Below are 15,692 nucleotides of genomic sequence, written 5' to 3'. Positions count from 1 at the left end.
TTTTATTTTCTTGGATAATGGACTGGGCTTATTGTAGGCGACAGTCAAAACCCATCTGGGTATTGACCCGGTTATTTTGAAAGCCCAATTTTTCAATAAACAGATCATGATTGGATAATAGTTTCTGATCTTCCGGACTGAGTCGAGCCTTGTTCTTTACCGCCATTTGATACATTTCATTCACCACGCCCTGAAAAATATCACAAACTTCCTGACGTTTGGCTGGTTTCATCTGACGTCCACGCCAAGTCCACTCGAAATCATCACGGCTAAGGATTTTGCCCCATTGCTCAATGCGGCTATTTAAGCGCCGTTGCATCGCTGCCAGCCCTTGGCGGATTTATTCCTGAGTAATGGGCTGAGCTGTATCTTGTGATGATACTGATTGCTGTGGCGCTTCTTGAGCCTGTGTCATCATGCTGGCCAGCAATAACGTACTACAGCTTGCTAAAAACCATCCTTTTTTCTACATTCTCAACAGCTTATCTACAAGATTACCTGAAAGACCAAAGTAAGCATCCGGCTAACACAGCCTTACCAAGCGATCCTATAAGCCTTAATTTAGTTCCCACCTAAAAACAAGTGGGGACTTAATCCATGAACATGGATATATATTCAGCAACACCTCCTGTTGCTAAAAAACGCCGAAAATACAGCAAAGAATTCAAACTCAGTATTGTCAATGCCTGCAAAAATCCTAATACCTCGATCGCTTCGGTCGCACTGCAACATAGTATTAATGCCAACCTTGTCAGTCGTTGGATCAGGATCTTCAGCCATCATGAGGGTGCCGTGCAGGATCCTACTCATGTGAATCCAGCATTTATTGCTTTGCCTTACACTGCTGCAATCAGCCAACCTATTGATGAGAGGATCACGTTGTGTATCACCGTGCCTCATACGAATAATGATATTCAGCTAAAATGGCAGACATCAGAAATACCTGCCTTGGCAGAATTACTCAAGGCACTTGCAACATGATCCGCATTGATGAAATCTGGTTGTCTACTCAGCCCATGGACATGCGTGCAGGTATGGATACGACCATGGCTCAGGTGGTGAGAGCCTTTGGCTACATCAAACCGCATTGTGCTTACCTGTTCTGTAATAAACGTGGCCATCGCATGAAAGTGCTGGTACATGATGGATTGGGCATCTGGCTGTGTGCCCGGCGGCTGGAACAGGGCAAATTTCACTGGGCTCAAGTTCACCAAGGTGAAACCGTGGCCCTCAGCCCGGAACAGTTACAGGCACTGATCCAAGGTTTGCCCTGGCAGCGCATTGGACGACAGCAGGTGGTGACGATGCTTTAAACCAGGCTCGACCATTCTGCTATTCTCCAAACGTTCTATTTCATTCTTCTCATGACCTCAGGCATACTGCGGTCATGAATACGCTGCCTGACTTAAGCCAACTGACCCATGAACAACTGCTGGAATTCACCAGGCAGTTGGCGCTGCAGCATCAGTCTCTAGCACAATCAAACCAACAATTGGATGCCAAAGTTCAACATCTTTCTATTCTCAATCAAAAATACGAGCATGAACTGGCGCTGTTTAAAAAGCACAAATTCGCCCAAAAGAATGAACACTTAACGGCAAAACAAATCCATCTCTGGGATGAAGCGGTTGAAGAAGATATTGCCGCGGTTGATCTAGAACTGGAACGGCTAAATGCAGATAAAACCAATGCAGCGACACAGAAAGCCAAAACCAATAAACCTAAACGTCGACCACTGCCAGATCATCTACACACCATCCGTATTGAGCATGAACCTGCATCAACCCAATGTGCTTGTGGCTGCCAACTCCGTCGTATCGGCGAAGATGTCAGTGAAAAACTGCATTTCAGACCGGCACAGTTCTATAAGGAACAGCATGTGCGTGGTAAATGGGTCTGTGATCAGTGTGACACTCTAACTCAGCAAGCGATGCCCGCCTATGTGATTGATAAAGGCATTGCTTCACCTGAATTGCTCAGCCATGTGCTGGTATCGAAGTATGCCGATCATTTGCCGCTGTACCGTCAGCGCCTGATCTATCAGCGGGCTGGCATTGATCTGTCCAGATCCACTTTATCTGATTGGATAGGTCGCTGCGGTGTAGAACTGGAACCTCTGGCCAATGCCTTAAAAGAGGTGGTGCTGCAACAGCGGGTGCTGCATGCAGATGAAACACCGGTCACCATCATGCGGATGGGTGAGAATAATAAAAAACCGAAGAAAGGTTATGTCTGGGCCTATGCCACCACACAGTATAATCCAGTTCAGGCGGTGATCTATGACTTTCAGGATAGTCGTTCAGGCCAGCATGCTGAAGAGTTCTTGAAAGGCTGGCAGGGCTATCTAGTCTGTGATGATTACAGTGGTTATAAAGCACGTTTTAAATCAGGCCAGGTGATTGAGGTGGGGTGCATGGCCCATGCACGTCGTAAATTCCATGAACTGCATGTAACTGGGAAAAGTCAGGTTGCTGAACAGGCCTTAGTGCTGATTCAGAAACTGTATGCGATAGAAGCAGAACTCAGGAAAAAGACCGATGGTACAGCGGAAGACCGCCGCGAATACCGACAACAGCATAGTCAACCAGTGATGCAACAACTATATGAATGGCTCAACCAACATCATCTGACAGTGCCATCGAGTTCTCCCACCGCCAAGGCTATCAATTACACTCTGAAGCGTTGGCCAGCCTTAAGCCGCTATCTGGATGATGGCAATCTACCGATATGCAACAATTGGGTAGAGAATCAGATGCGTCCCTGGGCGTTGGGACGCAAGAACTGGCTGTTTGCAGGTTCGCTGCGCAGTGGTCAGCGAGCGGCAAACATCATGACTTTAATCCAGTCAGCAAAGCTGAATGGCTTGGATCCGTATGCCTATTTAAGTGATGTGCTGAAAAGGTTACCGACACACAAAGTGACCCAAATTGAAGAATTGCTGCCGCACTGCTGGAAACCTAAATCGAATTAAAAAATAGGTATGGGATTCAGCGGACGCTTACAGACCAAACATGTACCTGTATCTGTTACATAAAATAAAAAAGCTGCCTTTAGGCAGCTGTTTAAATCGGTACGATGAACTTAAAGCGGTTTAAAACCCTGTTGACGCCAAGCTTCATAGACAATCACAGCTGTTGCATTGGACAGATTCAAGCTGCGTGAATTCTCGGCCATTGGCAGACGAATCCAGTGCTCTTTTGGGAACATCATACGTACATGCTCTGGCAAGCCACGAGTTTCTGATCCCATCAACAAGGCTACAGAACGATTTAGATCTGAGGTATGCGGGGTTTCAAAACCTTTGGTGGTCAGCGGATAAACCGCATCCACACCTACGCCCTTAGTAGCCAGATCGGCCAGACACTCTTCAATATTTTCCCAAATCTGCATATTGGCATATTCATGATAATCGAGACCGGCACGTCTTAGTTTTTTATCATCCAGTTCAAAGCCAAGGGGCTTGACCAAATGTAACTGTGCTCCCGTATTTGCGCATAGGCGAATAATATTACCTGTATTGGCAGGAATTTCAGGTTCATATAAAACAACATGGATCACAGCTTTTCTCTACTTTTGGGAGTTTAGTGGCCATTTAGGACCACTTCAATTTTTCACGTAAACGCACCACTTCACCAATAATGGTCAAGGTTGGTGCCTGAATATGGTGCTCATTCACTTTCGATGCAATATCTTGGAGCGTTCCCACCACCACTTTTTGCTCTGGTGTGGTGCCTTTTGAGACCAAGGCCACTGGCATATCTGGACGCTGACCATGCTCAATCAATTGTGCACAGATTTTTTCCAGTCCCACCAGTCCCATATAAAGTACCAGTGTCTGGTTTTCATAAACCAGTTCATTCCAAGGCAGTTCAGGAGAACCTTCTTTTAAATGACCTGTCAGGAAACGCACGCTTTGTGCATAATCACGATGAGTGAGCGGAATACCAGCATAAGCTGAACAGCCTGAAGCTGCGGTAATGCCAGGCACGACCTGAAAGGCCACGCCAGCAGCAAACAGCTCTTCAATCTCTTCACCGCCACGACCAAAGATAAACGGATCACCGCCTTTTAGACGACAGACTCGCTTGCCTTCGCTGGCATATTTCACCAGTAAGGCATTAATCCCTTCTTGTGGCACCGCATGATTGGACCTCGCCTTACCGACATAGATCTTTTCTGCATCACGGCGACAGAGATCCATAATCGGTGCAGAGACCAAACGGTCATAGATCACCACATCGGCCTGCTGCATCAAGCGTAAGGCTTTTAGCGTCAATAACTCCGGATCACCCGGTCCGGCACCGACCAGATAAACCTCACCTTTTGGCTTTTGCCATTCATTTAAGGCTTGTTCAATCAAACGGTCGGCTTCAGCCAGATTTTCATTAAATACCTGTTCTTTCAAAGGACTGGCATATAAATCTTCCCAGAAGATACGGCGTTCATCGGGATTAGTGATCTTGGCTTTAACTGCACTACGCCACTTACCAGAGAACTCAGCCAGTTTACCCATACCATGCGGAATGGTAGCTTCAAGCTGAGTGCGGATCTGACGAGACAATACTGGTGAAGTACCGTTACTCGCGACTGAAATAACCAGTGGTGAGCGGTCGATAATTGCTGGCACCATGAAACGGCAATGTGGTGGATCATCAACACTGTTGACCAGCACATTTTCAGCTTCACAGTCTTCAAACACCTGACGGTTGACTCCAGCATCATTGGTCGCTGCAATCACCAGACGGTAGGAACGTAGAGGAATTTCAGAATTGAAAGGTGCCTGAACATATTGACCGGCGGTCGCTTGAACAATCTCAAGCAGACTCGCTTCGATCTCAGGTGCAACCACCGAAATGACTGCCCCTGCTTTCTGTAGCAATACCGCTTTACGGTATGCAATATGTCCACCACCGACAATCAGACAAGGTTGCTGTTGCAACTTTAACGAGATTGGAAAGATATCCACAAAATACCTCAAAAAGTTTTAAATCTGACTGTCTAAGCAATTTTCATGCACATTTTGGTGCATACACCGACATTTAGTCGATGTAAGTTGCACCACCCATATACGGACGCAGTACTTCAGGGATCTCAATTGAACCATCAGCACGTTGATAGTTTTCCATGACCGCCAGTAAAGTACGACCTACAGCCAGACCTGAACCATTCAGCGTATGTACGAATTCAGTTTTTTTCTGGTCAGCACGGTAACGCGCTTTCATACGGCGTGCCTGGAAATCCCACATATTTGAGCAAGATGAAATCTCACGATACGTATTTTGACTTGGCACCCAGACTTCAAGGTCATAAGTTTTGCATGCACCAAAGCCCATATCACCGCCACACAGAATGATTTTACGGTATGGCAGACCTAATGCTTGCAAAATACCTTCTGCATGACCAGTTAACTCTTCCAGTGCCTGCATAGAGTCTTCAGGTTTTACAATCTGAACCATCTCAACTTTGTCGAACTGGTGTTGACGGATCAGACCACGGGTATCACGGCCATATGAACCGGCTTCACTACGGAAACATGGGGTATGTGCTGCATATTTCAGTGGCAGACGGTCGGCATCGATGATTTCATCACGCACGAAGTTGGTTACAGGTACTTCAGCCGTAGGGATCAGGTAGAATTCTTTCTCACCTTGCAGCTTGAACAGGTCTTCTTCAAATTTCGGTAACTGACCTGTACCACGTAAAGAATCTGCATTCACCAAATAAGGTACATAGGCTTCGGTATAGCCATTTTTAGTGGTATGCGTATCCAGCATGAACTGAGTGATGGCACGTTGCAGACGCGCTAAAGGACCTTTCAGAACGCTAAACCGTGAACCAGTCAATTTGGTCGCAGTTTCAAATTCCAGACCACCCATCATTTCGCCCAGGTCAGTATGGTCTTTGATTTCAAAGTCAAATTCGCGTGGTGTACCCCATTTCAGGACTTCCACATTGTCATTTTCATCTTTACCTTCAGGTACAGATTCATCTGGCAGGTTTGGAATAGACAGTGATTTTTCTTCTAGTTCAGCTTGCAGCTCAGCCAGTGCAGCTTCAGCAGCCTTGATTTCATCACCAATTGAAGACATGCGTGCCATGATTTCAGAGGCATCGCCACCTGCTTTTTTGATCTGACCCACTTGCTTGGCACCGGCATTACGCTCAGCTTGCAAGGATTCAGTTTTGGATTGAATCTCTTTACGTCGAGCTTCTAATGATGCCCACTCCTCAACATTCAGTTGAACACCACGTTTTGCCAAGGCTAAATTTACAGCCTCAATATTATTTCTAAGTAATTTCGGGTCGATCATAGCCAATCTTTGGATAAGAAAAAAACTGGCTATAGTGTAAGCTCTTAACGTCAAAAAATACAGTGACTGACCTACCGGCTGGAGTTTATTAGCGCAATATTTAAAGGCTTGTTTGAGGCAAAAGCGATAAATATTCAGGCCGGATGATCTCTCTTAATGCTGTATAAGGTACTTTTAATTCTGCCATATCACTGATTGTCTTGTTCAACTCGCCTGCCGGATAAACCAGTACCAAGCCCTGACTGTCAAAATAATAATTATCACTCAGTGCTAGTTTCTGCTGGGTGATTTGATAACGATCCAGCCAGTCTTTATTTGCTTGATATAGAGTCTGTTTCAGTTTTTCATCTGTATTACCGCACATAACCTGATGAAGAGCTAGACGTTTCTTTTGTTTTAGATCCAGATTGACATATTCAGTATGAGATTGGGGCTGTGCTGCACGTTCAGGCTGATGGGCAGTTTTAAATATAAAAGTGGCCAGATGCGCATGCTGATTCAGGTAATTCACCTGAATGGAACGTTGATCAATAAATTTTGGCTGATCCTTTGCTTTAATTTTATTACTGGTCACTTTGCTAAAAGCGACCGGCTCAGTACGCTGAATACGCTCCATGAAGTATTGATCAATCCAACTCATATTGGTATCTACAGTCTGCAAATCAAAGCGCACACAACCTTCGATTTCACACACGACCTGATTGGCATCTTTAACTGGAACTATTTTGGATTGGATTTCTCCTGTGTCTTCTGATTGCGCGGATGTAGTGACTGAAGAGGTTTGAGGCTGACAGGCAAATAGCCCGAGATTCAGACACAAGATACAACCGATCCAGCCTATTTTACATGAAGTCATTTTCATCCTGAGCTCCTAAAATTTTGCAATTTCATTGACTCAACTTTTGTTTATTCTAAAACACCCGAACTTCTAGATATACGCCAACCTTGTAATGACTCCAGATCCATCTCGATCAGGAACAAAAAAAAGCAACCCGAAGATCACTGCTGTCCCATAGTTTGCTTTAAATAAAAAAACCTGAGTCCTAACAGTTAAAATATGAGTGCAAACAAACACTTTAACGACCAGGATTCAGGTTTTGTCACATCAGAATACCGTATTTCATGAGCTAATTAAACCTGTTGTGCGACAGGATTTTGAACAACTTGCTAAAGTACACCATGTTGGACAGAAATTTAGAGCGGCTTCCCGGTGGGATCAGTTTATTGCCATATTGATGTCTCAATTCTCTTGTAGGCAAAGTCTGAGAGATATTCAATCCAATTTGGAGTGCCAACAGGAAAAGCTAAGTCATCTCGGAGCAAAGTCTATTCCCCGAAGCACGCTGGCACGAATCAATGAGCAGCAGCCTGCTGCCTTGTATCAACAGCTATTTTACAAGTTGCTTAAATACTATGAACACTCAAAAGTAGCTCATAAATTTCGCTTTAAGAATCCCTTGTATTCCTTGGATGCCAGTCATATTGACCTGTCGCTTTCCTTATGTGAATGGGCCAAAGTTCACGACTCAAAAGCCAGCATGAAACTCAGTATAGGATTGAATCACAGCAATGATATTCCTGAGTTTGTTGCAGTTGAAAATGGCAAAGAAAATGACATGGTACAAGGCCGCAAATTCCAGTTTCCTGCTGGCAGCATTGTAGTTTTTGATAAAGGCTATGTCGATTACCAATGGTATGCAAATCTGACTGCTCAAAACATTGGATTTGTCACACGTTTTAGGCCTAAATCTGTGTATCAGGTGATCCAGCAACATCCAGTGCTTGAATCCAAAGGTATTCTAAAAGATGAAACCATTCAGCTGAATAGCGCACATGCCCTAAAAAGAAAAGCCCCAGTGTTAAGAAGAATTGAATATAGAGATCAGCAAAGTGGCAAGCACTTTAGCTTTCTCAGCAATAACTTTCATTTAGCCGCCTCTACCATTGCGGCGATTTATAAAGATCGTTGGAAAGTTGAGCTGTTCTTTAAGGCGATTAAGCAGAATCTCAAATTAAAAGCGTTTCTAGGCCGCAGCAGGAACGCAATTCAGACACAAATCTGGATTGCGATGATCGCCTATTTATTGGTGAGTTTCGCTCAACATTTAGGAAAAACAGGTTGGACAGTTCAACGTTTACTCAGAATAATTCAAGTGAATTTGTTTGAAAGAAGAACTTTAAAAGCTTTATTTTCACCCGATAAAATACCCATAAAACAAGAGGAAGCTCAAATGAGCTTCCTCTTGTGAAAAATTGTGGGACAGCAATGACCCGAAGATTGCTTTTTTGTTGAGTTGATCTTGATGTTTATTGATCAATAATGTCTGTGCCTTTTGGCGGGGTAAAGTTAAATGTAGATGCCGGAATCGTGGTATTCAGTTTGACATTACTGAATTTAATATTGGTAGTCTGGCCTAATGAATCTTGCAAAATCATCAAGCTAGGCGCTTTGTTCGCACCAAAACTGATAGTCAGGCTTTCAAAAACCCCATCGGTATTTTTCGGATAAAGCGTGTAATAGGTTTTAGCTTTATTCGGCTGAGTTACGCGATAAGATTGCATAATCTGGCTAGTATTGCCGGACAATAATAATGCCGGTGTATTTGCCACTTGATCGTCTAGACTCTGACGCACTGCTTGCTGCAAGTCTGGATCATAGATCCATACGGTTTTACCAGTAGTAGCAATAGTCTGTTTCGACGGGCTTGAAGTTTCCCAGTAGAATTTACCCGGACGCGCCACTTTCATCACACCTTTAAAGGTCTGGTTCATGTGCTGCGCAGTCAAGCCTTTTTTCTGGGTCGCTTTCGGATTCGTGACTTTAGTCGTTTGTTCAAAATTTGCAGTTAAGCTACGGATATTGCTGAGCTGTTTCACCAGATTCGCAGTAGCTTGCTGCTCCGTCGCTGCAGTTGCGGCAAATACAGTCGTGCTCATGACAGGTGCCAGTGTCGCCGTACCGATTGTTATGGCACATACAGTTTTACGAAGCATACTCATAATCTCACCTTTTTGTATTTGCATATCGCTATTTATCTAATGACTCATCTTAAACCAATTTCTCAAACTAAGATGATAGAAAATAAGAAGTTTTGTATTGTTATTAATGCAGAATTCCTGTTTTTATTCATCATGATGAAGATTCAATAGTGATATTTACATTCGCTGTCACAGCTTTATAAGCCGATAAATCTTCATGCATAAAAAAACCCACAGAAACTGTGGGTCTTTTTTCTATTTCAGCAAATTATGCTTCAACAGATACGTAGCGACGGCCAAATTGACCTTTCACTTCGAATTTTACTACGCCATCAGCAGTAGCAAATAATGTATGGTCACGGCCCATACCTACGTTTTGACCAGCGTGGAATTCAGTACCACGTTGACGAACGATGATGTTACCTGCAGTTACAGTTTGGCCACCGTAAACTTTAACACCTAACATCTTAGGATTCGAATCACGACCGTTCTTAGTCGAACCACCGGCTTTTTTAGTTGCCATGTCTATTTACTCCTAGTAATTAGCCTGAGATACCAGTAATTTTCAACTCAGTGAACCATTGACGGTGACCTTGTTGTTTACGGTAGTGCTTACGACGACGCATTTTGATGATGCGGATTTTGTCGTGACGACCATGGCTAACTACTTCTGCAGTTACTTTAGCGCCAGCTACAACTGGAGCACCGATTTGAATGCTATCACCGTTTACAAGCATAAGTACGTCATCAAACGTAATTGTTGAACCAGTTTCAGCTTTCAATAATTCAACTTTAAGGGTTTCACCCTCAACTACACGGTGCTGTTTACCACCGCTTTGGATTACTGCGTACATAATGTACTCCAAACATGCCCGTGTCGACGTGCCGATAAAGGAATATATCGATCTTAAAACGCGCGCCACTGGGGGTTATACAAGGGCAAAGATTTTAAGGGATATTATAAGAAACAACAAGCCATTTTAAGGAAATAATCATGAACTCCATTACAAAGCCTATAAATCATTAAATTATTCATTCAAAATCAAATATTAATACCGGATATACTGACTAAAAAACGCTGCTCAATTCCGAGTTTTCCGACTACCTGAGAAGGTTTAGAAAAAAACTTTAGCGGAAAGATATTGTTCATTTTTTAAATGTCAAAATTTAGGCTAAACTCGAATAAGTGCTATAAAAAGCTGATTTTTAGTGGAGTTTGTGCTTTTCTTAGCTTTCACTCATGTTATAAATTGTTAAACTACCCGCTGCGATTTACCAAACTAGAGGTTTTCTTTCACATGGCCATCGACTTTAAGCAAGATATTCTCGCTCCTGTTGCTAACGACTTTGCTGCGATGGACACATTCATTAACGAAGGAATTACCTCAAAAGTGGCACTGGTGATGGCGGTCAGCAAGCATGTCGTTGAAGCTGGCGGCAAGCGTATGCGCCCCATCATGTGCCTGTTGGCAGCGAAAGCCTGTGGTGCCGTGGAACTGGAACAGCATCGCAAACTGGCCGCCATTATCGAAATGTTGCATACGGCAACTTTAGTTCATGATGATGTCGTCGATGAATCAGGTTTGCGTCGTGGTCGCCCGACTGCAAATGCTACCTGGAATAACCAAACTGCGGTTTTAGTGGGTGATTTCCTGATTTCGCGTGCCTTTGATTTGCTGGTCGATCTTAACAATATGACCCTGCTCAAAGACTTCTCTACGGGTACCTGCGAAATTGCCGAAGGCGAAGTTCTGCAACTACAATCGCAACATCAGCCAGAAACCTCAGAAGAAACCTATTTAAGTATTATTCATGGCAAGACTTCTCGCCTGTTTGAACTGGCGACCGAAGGCGCAGCTATTCTTTCCGACAAGACTGAGTTCCGTGAACCGTTACGTAAATTCGCTGGTCACTTCGGTAATGCTTTCCAGATTATTGATGACATTCTGGACTATACATCTGATGCTGAAACCTTAGGAAAAAACATCGGTGATGACCTGATGGAAGGTAAACCGACCCTGCCATTGATTGCTGCCATGAAAAATACTACAGGTGAATCACATGAAATTATTCGTCGCAGTATTGCAACGGGCGGAACAGATCATTTGGCAGAAGTGATCAAGATCGTAAATGATTCTGGCGCCTTGGATTATTGCCGCCAGCGTGCAACTGAAGAAACAGAAATTGCAATTCAAGCCTTGAATGCATTACCCGATTCAGAGTATCGTCAGGCCCTCGTTAATCTGGCCAAACTGGCTCTTCACCGGATTCAATAGCCGCTTATCTCGCCTATGCATATTAATTTTCTTGATATTTTTCAAAGCATGCAGCATCAGCTTGAACAACCACAAGCGGTGCTGGATGAGAATCTGCTCATCCAACTTGTAGAACGTATACGCCCAGAAGACAGCAGAAATACCGAAGAGATCGAAGCGAAATTCAATGCATTTATCCGGGCTTTATTACTCACCCCGAATGCGGTTGCCACGCTTCAAACCTTTACCCTGCGGATCATTAACCGCTATAAACAAACCGGTCTGTTTTCCGATACCGGTATTTTGTCTCTGGATGGGTTCTGGAACCAGCTGAATCAGCGCCTTGGCGCGCATGTCTTACCGCTGATTCCCGACCATCAGCAACTCCAGGAATTATTCCGCAAGGTTTTTTATCAACGTACTGATAAATACTGGCTAGACTATTTTGATGAAGATGACTGGCAACGTTTATTTGCAGTCCTGAATCAGGGACATTCCAATCAGCCTGAAAAAACCCGAATCAAAGATCAACTGATCAAGGCACTGACCATTTTGTCTTACCGGATCAGTGGTATTGGTCTGCACCCTGAATTTATTAATGCCCAGCCTGAACTGATGGAATATGAATCTCCCTTTCTGGTACAGAATCGTGAGATTAACGAGTTTATTCAGGAATATAAAAAACGTTACAACACAGTCACCCTAGTCGATTCGATTACCCCACCGGATGCCTCACAAGCACTGGTGATGCTGGAACAATGTCATGATGTCGTGGCCAAGATTCGCCGTTCTACCAAGCGGACTGGTGTCAGTGTCAGCCTGACCTATATGCTGGCACTGCTGGAACAGTGTCTGGAACGGATTGAAATCCTGCTGAATATGGTCATGGATGACGATGATCTGCGTTATCAATCCATTGGCCTGTTTATGGCGGACATTACTGAAGCAATTTATAGTGAACGCAGTGTGCGGGCCCTGCTGGCCACCAATAGTGAACTTTTGGCTTTACAAGTGACTGAAAATGCCAGCAAGACCGGTGAACATTATGTAAGTACCGACAAGCAAGGCTTTCTGGCCATGTACAAATCGGCTGCAGGTGCTGGTGCCATCATCGCGACAATGGCCACCTTAAAAGTTCTGATGACACGCCTCACCATGGCCCCTTTGATGCAGGCCTTTAGCTATAGCATGAACTATTCGCTGGGCTTTATGCTGATTCATGTGCTGCATTTTACCGTGGCAACCAAACAGCCGGCGATGACTGCCGCTGCACTGGCGGCTACCGTACAGCAGCGTAAAGGCTCGAAAATGGCTCAGATTGCCGAGCTGGCTGCGCTGATTGTAAATATCATCCGCACCCAGTTTGTCGCCATTTTGGGCAATATTTCTATTGCAATTCCCGTAGCAGCATTGATTACCCTGCTGTGGGATTTTGCGCTGCATGAACCTTTAATGAATCATGCCAAGGCGGCCAAAACCCTGCATGACCTGAATCCGTTTACTTCATTGGCGATTCCACATGCAGCGATTGCCGGAGTATGTTTATTCCTGTCCGGATTATTGGCCGGTTATTTTGACAATATGGCCGTTTATCGCAAAGTCGGCCCGCGACTGAAAGCCCATGTGCATTTATCGCAGCTGATGGGGCAAGAGCGTCTTTACCGTTTTGCTGACTATATCGAACGTAATCTGGGTGCACTGGCGGGTAATTTTATTTTCGGGATCATGCTCGGCAGTATGGGCACCATTGGTTTTATTCTCGGTCTGCCACTGGATATTCGCCATATCGCCTTTGCCTCTGCCAACTTTATTCAGGGTCTAATTACGATCAATGGTCCCGATATCGGCTTGATCGTAGTGTCTTTTCTGGGTGTGTTACTCATTGGCCTGACCAACTTGTTTGTCAGTTTCACTCTGACGATTATTGTAGCCTTACGCGCACGCCGGGTGCGTTTTGAACAGTGGAAACCTTTGGCAAAACTGGTCATGACGCACTTCCTGACCCGACCTAGTGATTTCTTCTGGCCACCCAAGCAAAGCATTGAAATTGACGAAAATCATACATCGACAAAAACCCAAAACTGAGATAATTACAGTATATTTAGCAACAAATTCCTTACGAAAAAAATGTAATTCGCATAAAATACGCACACTTGAAAAAAAGTGTACTGACAAGTACACTTTGCTTTAGACAATTGGCCGATCTGCGAACGGTTAAAAGGACAAGGATTTTTGGCATGCATTACTTGTTACTTTTTGTCGGTATTTTATTTTTAATTTTCAGTGTGTTCATCCTGAATATTCCCGCTTTAAACGAGCTCGACTTGCAAGCTGTGGAATGGATGAGTCTGTATCGCACCGAGTTTTGGAATCAAATTACTCAGTCCTTATCCTTAATAGGTGGCATGCCATTTGTATTATTTTTATCCACGCTATTGTGTATTGCATCGCTGTGGTATAAAAAGTATACAAACGCAATTTTTATATGTATCGGAATTATCGGAGGAATTCTCCTAGCTTGGCTGTTGAAATTTGCAATTGCCCGACCCCGACCACCAGAATCCTTGCATCTGGTTGAAAGCTTTGGAAGTTCCTTTCCAAGTGCCCATAGTCTATATGCGGCTTGTCTGGCTTGTTTGGCAATTTACATCCATCGGCAACATTCCCGTTATACCCTCATCGTGATCGGTGCAGTGGTATGGATGCTGATGATGGGGATCTCAAGAGTTTATCTGGGCGTACATTTTCCTTCAGATGTCATATCCGGCTGGAGTATCAGTTTTATTTGGATTTCGTTGTGGTATATGGTCTGGATCAGATATTGCGCGGCTCACAAATAAGAAAATTTAGATATAAATCTAATTAGAGGTGGAACAATGATTTCTGCAAAGCTTTGGGCACCTGCCCTGACTGCTTGCGCATTGGCAACAAGTCTTGCACTTGTTGGTTGTAGCAAAGATCCTAAAGAGGGCCAGCAAGCTGGTGCTCAACAACAAATGCCACCGACTGAAGTCGGTGTTCTTGTTGCACAACCGCAAAGTGTAGAGCAGTCTGTAGAGCTCTCAGGTCGTACAACAGCATTTGAAATTTCAGACGTACGTCCACAAGCCAGTGGCGTGGTGCTTAAACGCTTGTTCACGGAAGGCAGCTATGTGCGTGAAGGTCAGGCCTTGTATGAAATCGATTCAAGTACCAACCGCACTACAGTAGACAATGCCCGTGCAGCGATTGCCCGTGCTGAAGCCAATCTGGGCGTATTGCGTGTGAAGGAAGGCCGTTACCGTCAACTGGTCGGTACCAATGCCATTTCCAAACAGGAATATGATGACATCGCGGCACAGGTCAAACTGGCTGAAGCTGATTTGAATGCCAATCGCGCAACTTTGCGTAATGCAGAAATCAACCTAGGCTATTCGACTGTACGTGCTCCGATTTCGGGCCAGACCAACCGTTCGTCTGTGACAGCGGGTGCCTTGGTGACAGCGAATCAGCCAGAGCCATTGGTAACGATTCAGCGTCTAGATCCAATCTATGTAGATATCAACCAGTCAAGTGCCGAGCTTTTACGTTTACGTCAACAGCTTAATCAAGGCAGCTTGAACAGCTCTAACAATACCAAAGTCAAGTTGAAGCTTGAAGATGGCAGTATCTACCCGGTTGAAGGCCGTCTTGCATTCTCTGATGCTAGCGTGAACCCGGAAACAGGTACCGTGACTTTACGTGCGGTATTCCCGAACAAAAATCACCTGCTTCTTCCAGGTATGTTTGCCACTGCGCAAATCGTACAGGGTGAAGTACCGAATGCTTTCCTGATTCCGCAAGCAGCTTTGACCCGTACCCCAACAGGTCAGGCGATGGCGATGCTGGTCGGTGCTGACAATAAAGTGACGCCACGTCCAGTGACCACCGTTGGTTCCCAAGGCAGCAACTGGATTGTGACCGAAGGTCTGAATCCAGGCGATAAAGTAATTGTAGATGGTATTGCGAAAGTAAAACCTGAACAGCAAGTTGTACCAAAACCTTATCAACCTCAAGCTGCTGCGCCACAAGGTGCTGCACAACCTGCTGCCCAACAACCTGGTGCAGCGCAAAAAGCGGATGATGCAAAAGAACAATCTGAACAAAAACCTGCTGCCAAAGCATAAGG

15 protein-coding genes and 1 pseudogene are annotated in these 15,692 nt (G+C 44.6%); 8 read left to right on the top strand and 8 right to left on the bottom strand.

Annotated elements, in window-relative coordinates; all coding sequences use genetic code 11:
• Positions 1-28 precede the first annotated feature (28 nt).
• Positions 29-418: pseudogene (locus tag C3F22_RS02860) on the bottom strand (hypothetical protein).
• A 179-nt stretch (positions 419-597) separates the two neighbouring features.
• Between C3F22_RS02860 and C3F22_RS02855 the strand changes: the two are divergent.
• From C3F22_RS02855 to C3F22_RS02845, 3 genes are all read left to right on the top strand, one after another.
• Entirely contained in the window at positions 598-981 is a 384-nt protein-coding gene (locus C3F22_RS02855; RefSeq protein ID WP_001055585.1) for a transposase, read from the top strand.
• On the top strand, positions 978-1,313 hold the full coding sequence (gene tnpB, locus C3F22_RS02850; RefSeq protein ID WP_000618091.1) for an IS66 family insertion sequence element accessory protein TnpB: 336 nt from the start codon (positions 978-980) through the stop codon (positions 1,311-1,313). The genes C3F22_RS02855 and tnpB overlap by 4 nt, the downstream gene beginning before the upstream one ends.
• A gap of 74 nt (positions 1,314-1,387) precedes the next feature.
• Positions 1,388-2,971, top strand: a complete 1,584-nt coding sequence (locus C3F22_RS02845) for an IS66-like element ISAba25 family transposase (RefSeq protein ID WP_005080957.1) — start codon at positions 1,388-1,390, stop codon at positions 2,969-2,971.
• 110 nt (positions 2,972-3,081) lie between these two features.
• On the opposite strand, the gene C3F22_RS02840 is transcribed toward C3F22_RS02845, so the two are convergent.
• From C3F22_RS02840 to C3F22_RS02825, 4 genes are all read right to left on the bottom strand, one after another.
• Positions 3,082-3,558 carry a tRNA (cytidine(34)-2'-O)-methyltransferase gene (locus C3F22_RS02840; protein WP_004784885.1) on the bottom strand — a complete coding sequence of 159 codons (477 nt, stop codon included), beginning with the start codon at positions 3,556-3,558 and terminating at the stop codon, positions 3,082-3,084.
• A gap of 34 nt (positions 3,559-3,592) precedes the next feature.
• Positions 3,593-4,966 carry a siroheme synthase CysG gene (gene cysG, locus C3F22_RS02835; RefSeq protein ID WP_004784888.1) on the bottom strand — a complete coding sequence of 458 codons (1,374 nt, stop codon included), beginning with the start codon at positions 4,964-4,966 and terminating at the stop codon, positions 3,593-3,595.
• Positions 4,967-5,039: 73 nt separating this feature from the next.
• The gene (gene serS, locus C3F22_RS02830) at positions 5,040-6,311 is read right to left on the bottom strand and encodes a serine--tRNA ligase (RefSeq protein ID WP_004784891.1); all 1,272 of its coding nucleotides are present in this window, start codon (positions 6,309-6,311) and stop codon (positions 5,040-5,042) included.
• Between the two features lie 100 nt (positions 6,312-6,411).
• Complete coding sequence (locus C3F22_RS02825) at positions 6,412-7,173, bottom strand: hypothetical protein (protein ID WP_004784893.1); 762 nt, start codon at positions 7,171-7,173, stop codon at positions 6,412-6,414.
• Positions 7,174-7,408: 235 nt separating this feature from the next.
• Here C3F22_RS02825 and C3F22_RS02820 point away from each other — a divergent pair, with 235 nt between their 5' ends.
• On the top strand, positions 7,409-8,560 hold the full coding sequence (locus C3F22_RS02820; RefSeq protein ID WP_004646736.1) for an IS4-like element ISAbe18 family transposase: 1,152 nt from the start codon (positions 7,409-7,411) through the stop codon (positions 8,558-8,560).
• A 58-nt stretch (positions 8,561-8,618) separates the two neighbouring features.
• Here the strand turns inward: C3F22_RS02820 and lolA are convergent, their stop codons facing one another.
• The 3 genes from lolA to rplU all read right to left on the bottom strand — a co-directional run bounded on the left by lolA (position 8,619) and on the right by rplU (position 10,144).
• Positions 8,619-9,311, bottom strand: coding sequence for an outer membrane lipoprotein chaperone LolA (gene lolA / locus C3F22_RS02815; protein ID WP_004784895.1), 693 nt, complete (start codon positions 9,309-9,311; stop codon positions 8,619-8,621).
• 247 nt (positions 9,312-9,558) lie between these two features.
• The gene (rpmA, locus tag C3F22_RS02810) at positions 9,559-9,813 is read right to left on the bottom strand and encodes a 50S ribosomal protein L27 (protein WP_004784896.1); all 255 of its coding nucleotides are present in this window, start codon (positions 9,811-9,813) and stop codon (positions 9,559-9,561) included.
• Between the two features lie 19 nt (positions 9,814-9,832).
• Positions 9,833-10,144, bottom strand: coding sequence for a 50S ribosomal protein L21 (gene rplU, locus C3F22_RS02805; RefSeq protein ID WP_004784898.1), 312 nt, complete (start codon positions 10,142-10,144; stop codon positions 9,833-9,835).
• Positions 10,145-10,588: 444 nt separating this feature from the next.
• On the opposite strand from rplU, the gene sdsA reads away from it, so the two are divergent.
• The 4 genes from sdsA (at position 10,589) to C3F22_RS02785 (ending at position 15,690) form a co-directional block, all read left to right on the top strand.
• Positions 10,589-11,566, top strand: a complete 978-nt coding sequence (gene sdsA, locus C3F22_RS02800) for an All-trans-nonaprenyl-diphosphate synthase (RefSeq protein ID WP_004784900.1) — start codon at positions 10,589-10,591, stop codon at positions 11,564-11,566.
• A gap of 15 nt (positions 11,567-11,581) precedes the next feature.
• Positions 11,582-13,630, top strand: coding sequence for a site-specific recombinase (locus C3F22_RS02795; protein ID WP_004784901.1), 2,049 nt, complete (start codon positions 11,582-11,584; stop codon positions 13,628-13,630).
• 152 nt (positions 13,631-13,782) lie between these two features.
• A complete protein-coding gene (locus tag C3F22_RS02790) occupies positions 13,783-14,385 on the top strand; it encodes a phosphatase PAP2 family protein (protein WP_004784903.1) in 603 nt (200 codons plus the stop codon).
• 36 nt (positions 14,386-14,421) lie between these two features.
• Entirely contained in the window at positions 14,422-15,690 is a 1,269-nt protein-coding gene (locus tag C3F22_RS02785; protein ID WP_104425868.1) for an efflux RND transporter periplasmic adaptor subunit, read from the top strand.
• Positions 15,691-15,692 lie beyond the last annotated feature (2 nt).

It is taken from the genome of Acinetobacter sp. ACNIH1, from assembly GCF_002934695.1.
Classification (GTDB): Bacteria; Pseudomonadota; Gammaproteobacteria; order Pseudomonadales; family Moraxellaceae; genus Acinetobacter; species Acinetobacter variabilis.
Note: the sequence above shows the minus strand (reverse complement) of the source record. Positions and strands in the feature narration are given on the sequence as shown.

What these genes read in the sequence shown, in the direction of transcription:
- C3F22_RS02855 (WP_001055585.1), top strand. Translation starts at nt 598, where the DNA reads ATGAACATGGATATATATTCAGCAACACCTCCTGTTGCTAAAAAACGC.
- tnpB (WP_000618091.1), top strand. Translation starts at nt 978, where the DNA reads ATGATCCGCATTGATGAAATCTGGTTGTCTACTCAGCCCATGGACATG.
- C3F22_RS02845 (WP_005080957.1), top strand. Translation starts at nt 1,388, where the DNA reads ATGAATACGCTGCCTGACTTAAGCCAACTGACCCATGAACAACTGCTG.
- serS (WP_004784891.1), bottom strand. Translation starts at nt 6,311, where the DNA reads ATGATCGACCCGAAATTACTTAGAAATAATATTGAGGCTGTAAATTTA.
- C3F22_RS02825 (WP_004784893.1), bottom strand. Translation starts at nt 7,173, where the DNA reads ATGAAAATGACTTCATGTAAAATAGGCTGGATCGGTTGTATCTTGTGT.
- lolA (WP_004784895.1), bottom strand. Translation starts at nt 9,311, where the DNA reads ATGAGTATGCTTCGTAAAACTGTATGTGCCATAACAATCGGTACGGCG.
- rpmA (WP_004784896.1), bottom strand. Translation starts at nt 9,813, where the DNA reads ATGGCAACTAAAAAAGCCGGTGGTTCGACTAAGAACGGTCGTGATTCG.
- rplU (WP_004784898.1), bottom strand. Translation starts at nt 10,144, where the DNA reads ATGTACGCAGTAATCCAAAGCGGTGGTAAACAGCACCGTGTAGTTGAG.
- sdsA (WP_004784900.1), top strand. Translation starts at nt 10,589, where the DNA reads ATGGCCATCGACTTTAAGCAAGATATTCTCGCTCCTGTTGCTAACGAC.
- C3F22_RS02795 (WP_004784901.1), top strand. Translation starts at nt 11,582, where the DNA reads ATGCATATTAATTTTCTTGATATTTTTCAAAGCATGCAGCATCAGCTT.
- C3F22_RS02790 (WP_004784903.1), top strand. Translation starts at nt 13,783, where the DNA reads ATGCATTACTTGTTACTTTTTGTCGGTATTTTATTTTTAATTTTCAGT.
- C3F22_RS02785 (WP_104425868.1), top strand. Translation starts at nt 14,422, where the DNA reads ATGATTTCTGCAAAGCTTTGGGCACCTGCCCTGACTGCTTGCGCATTG.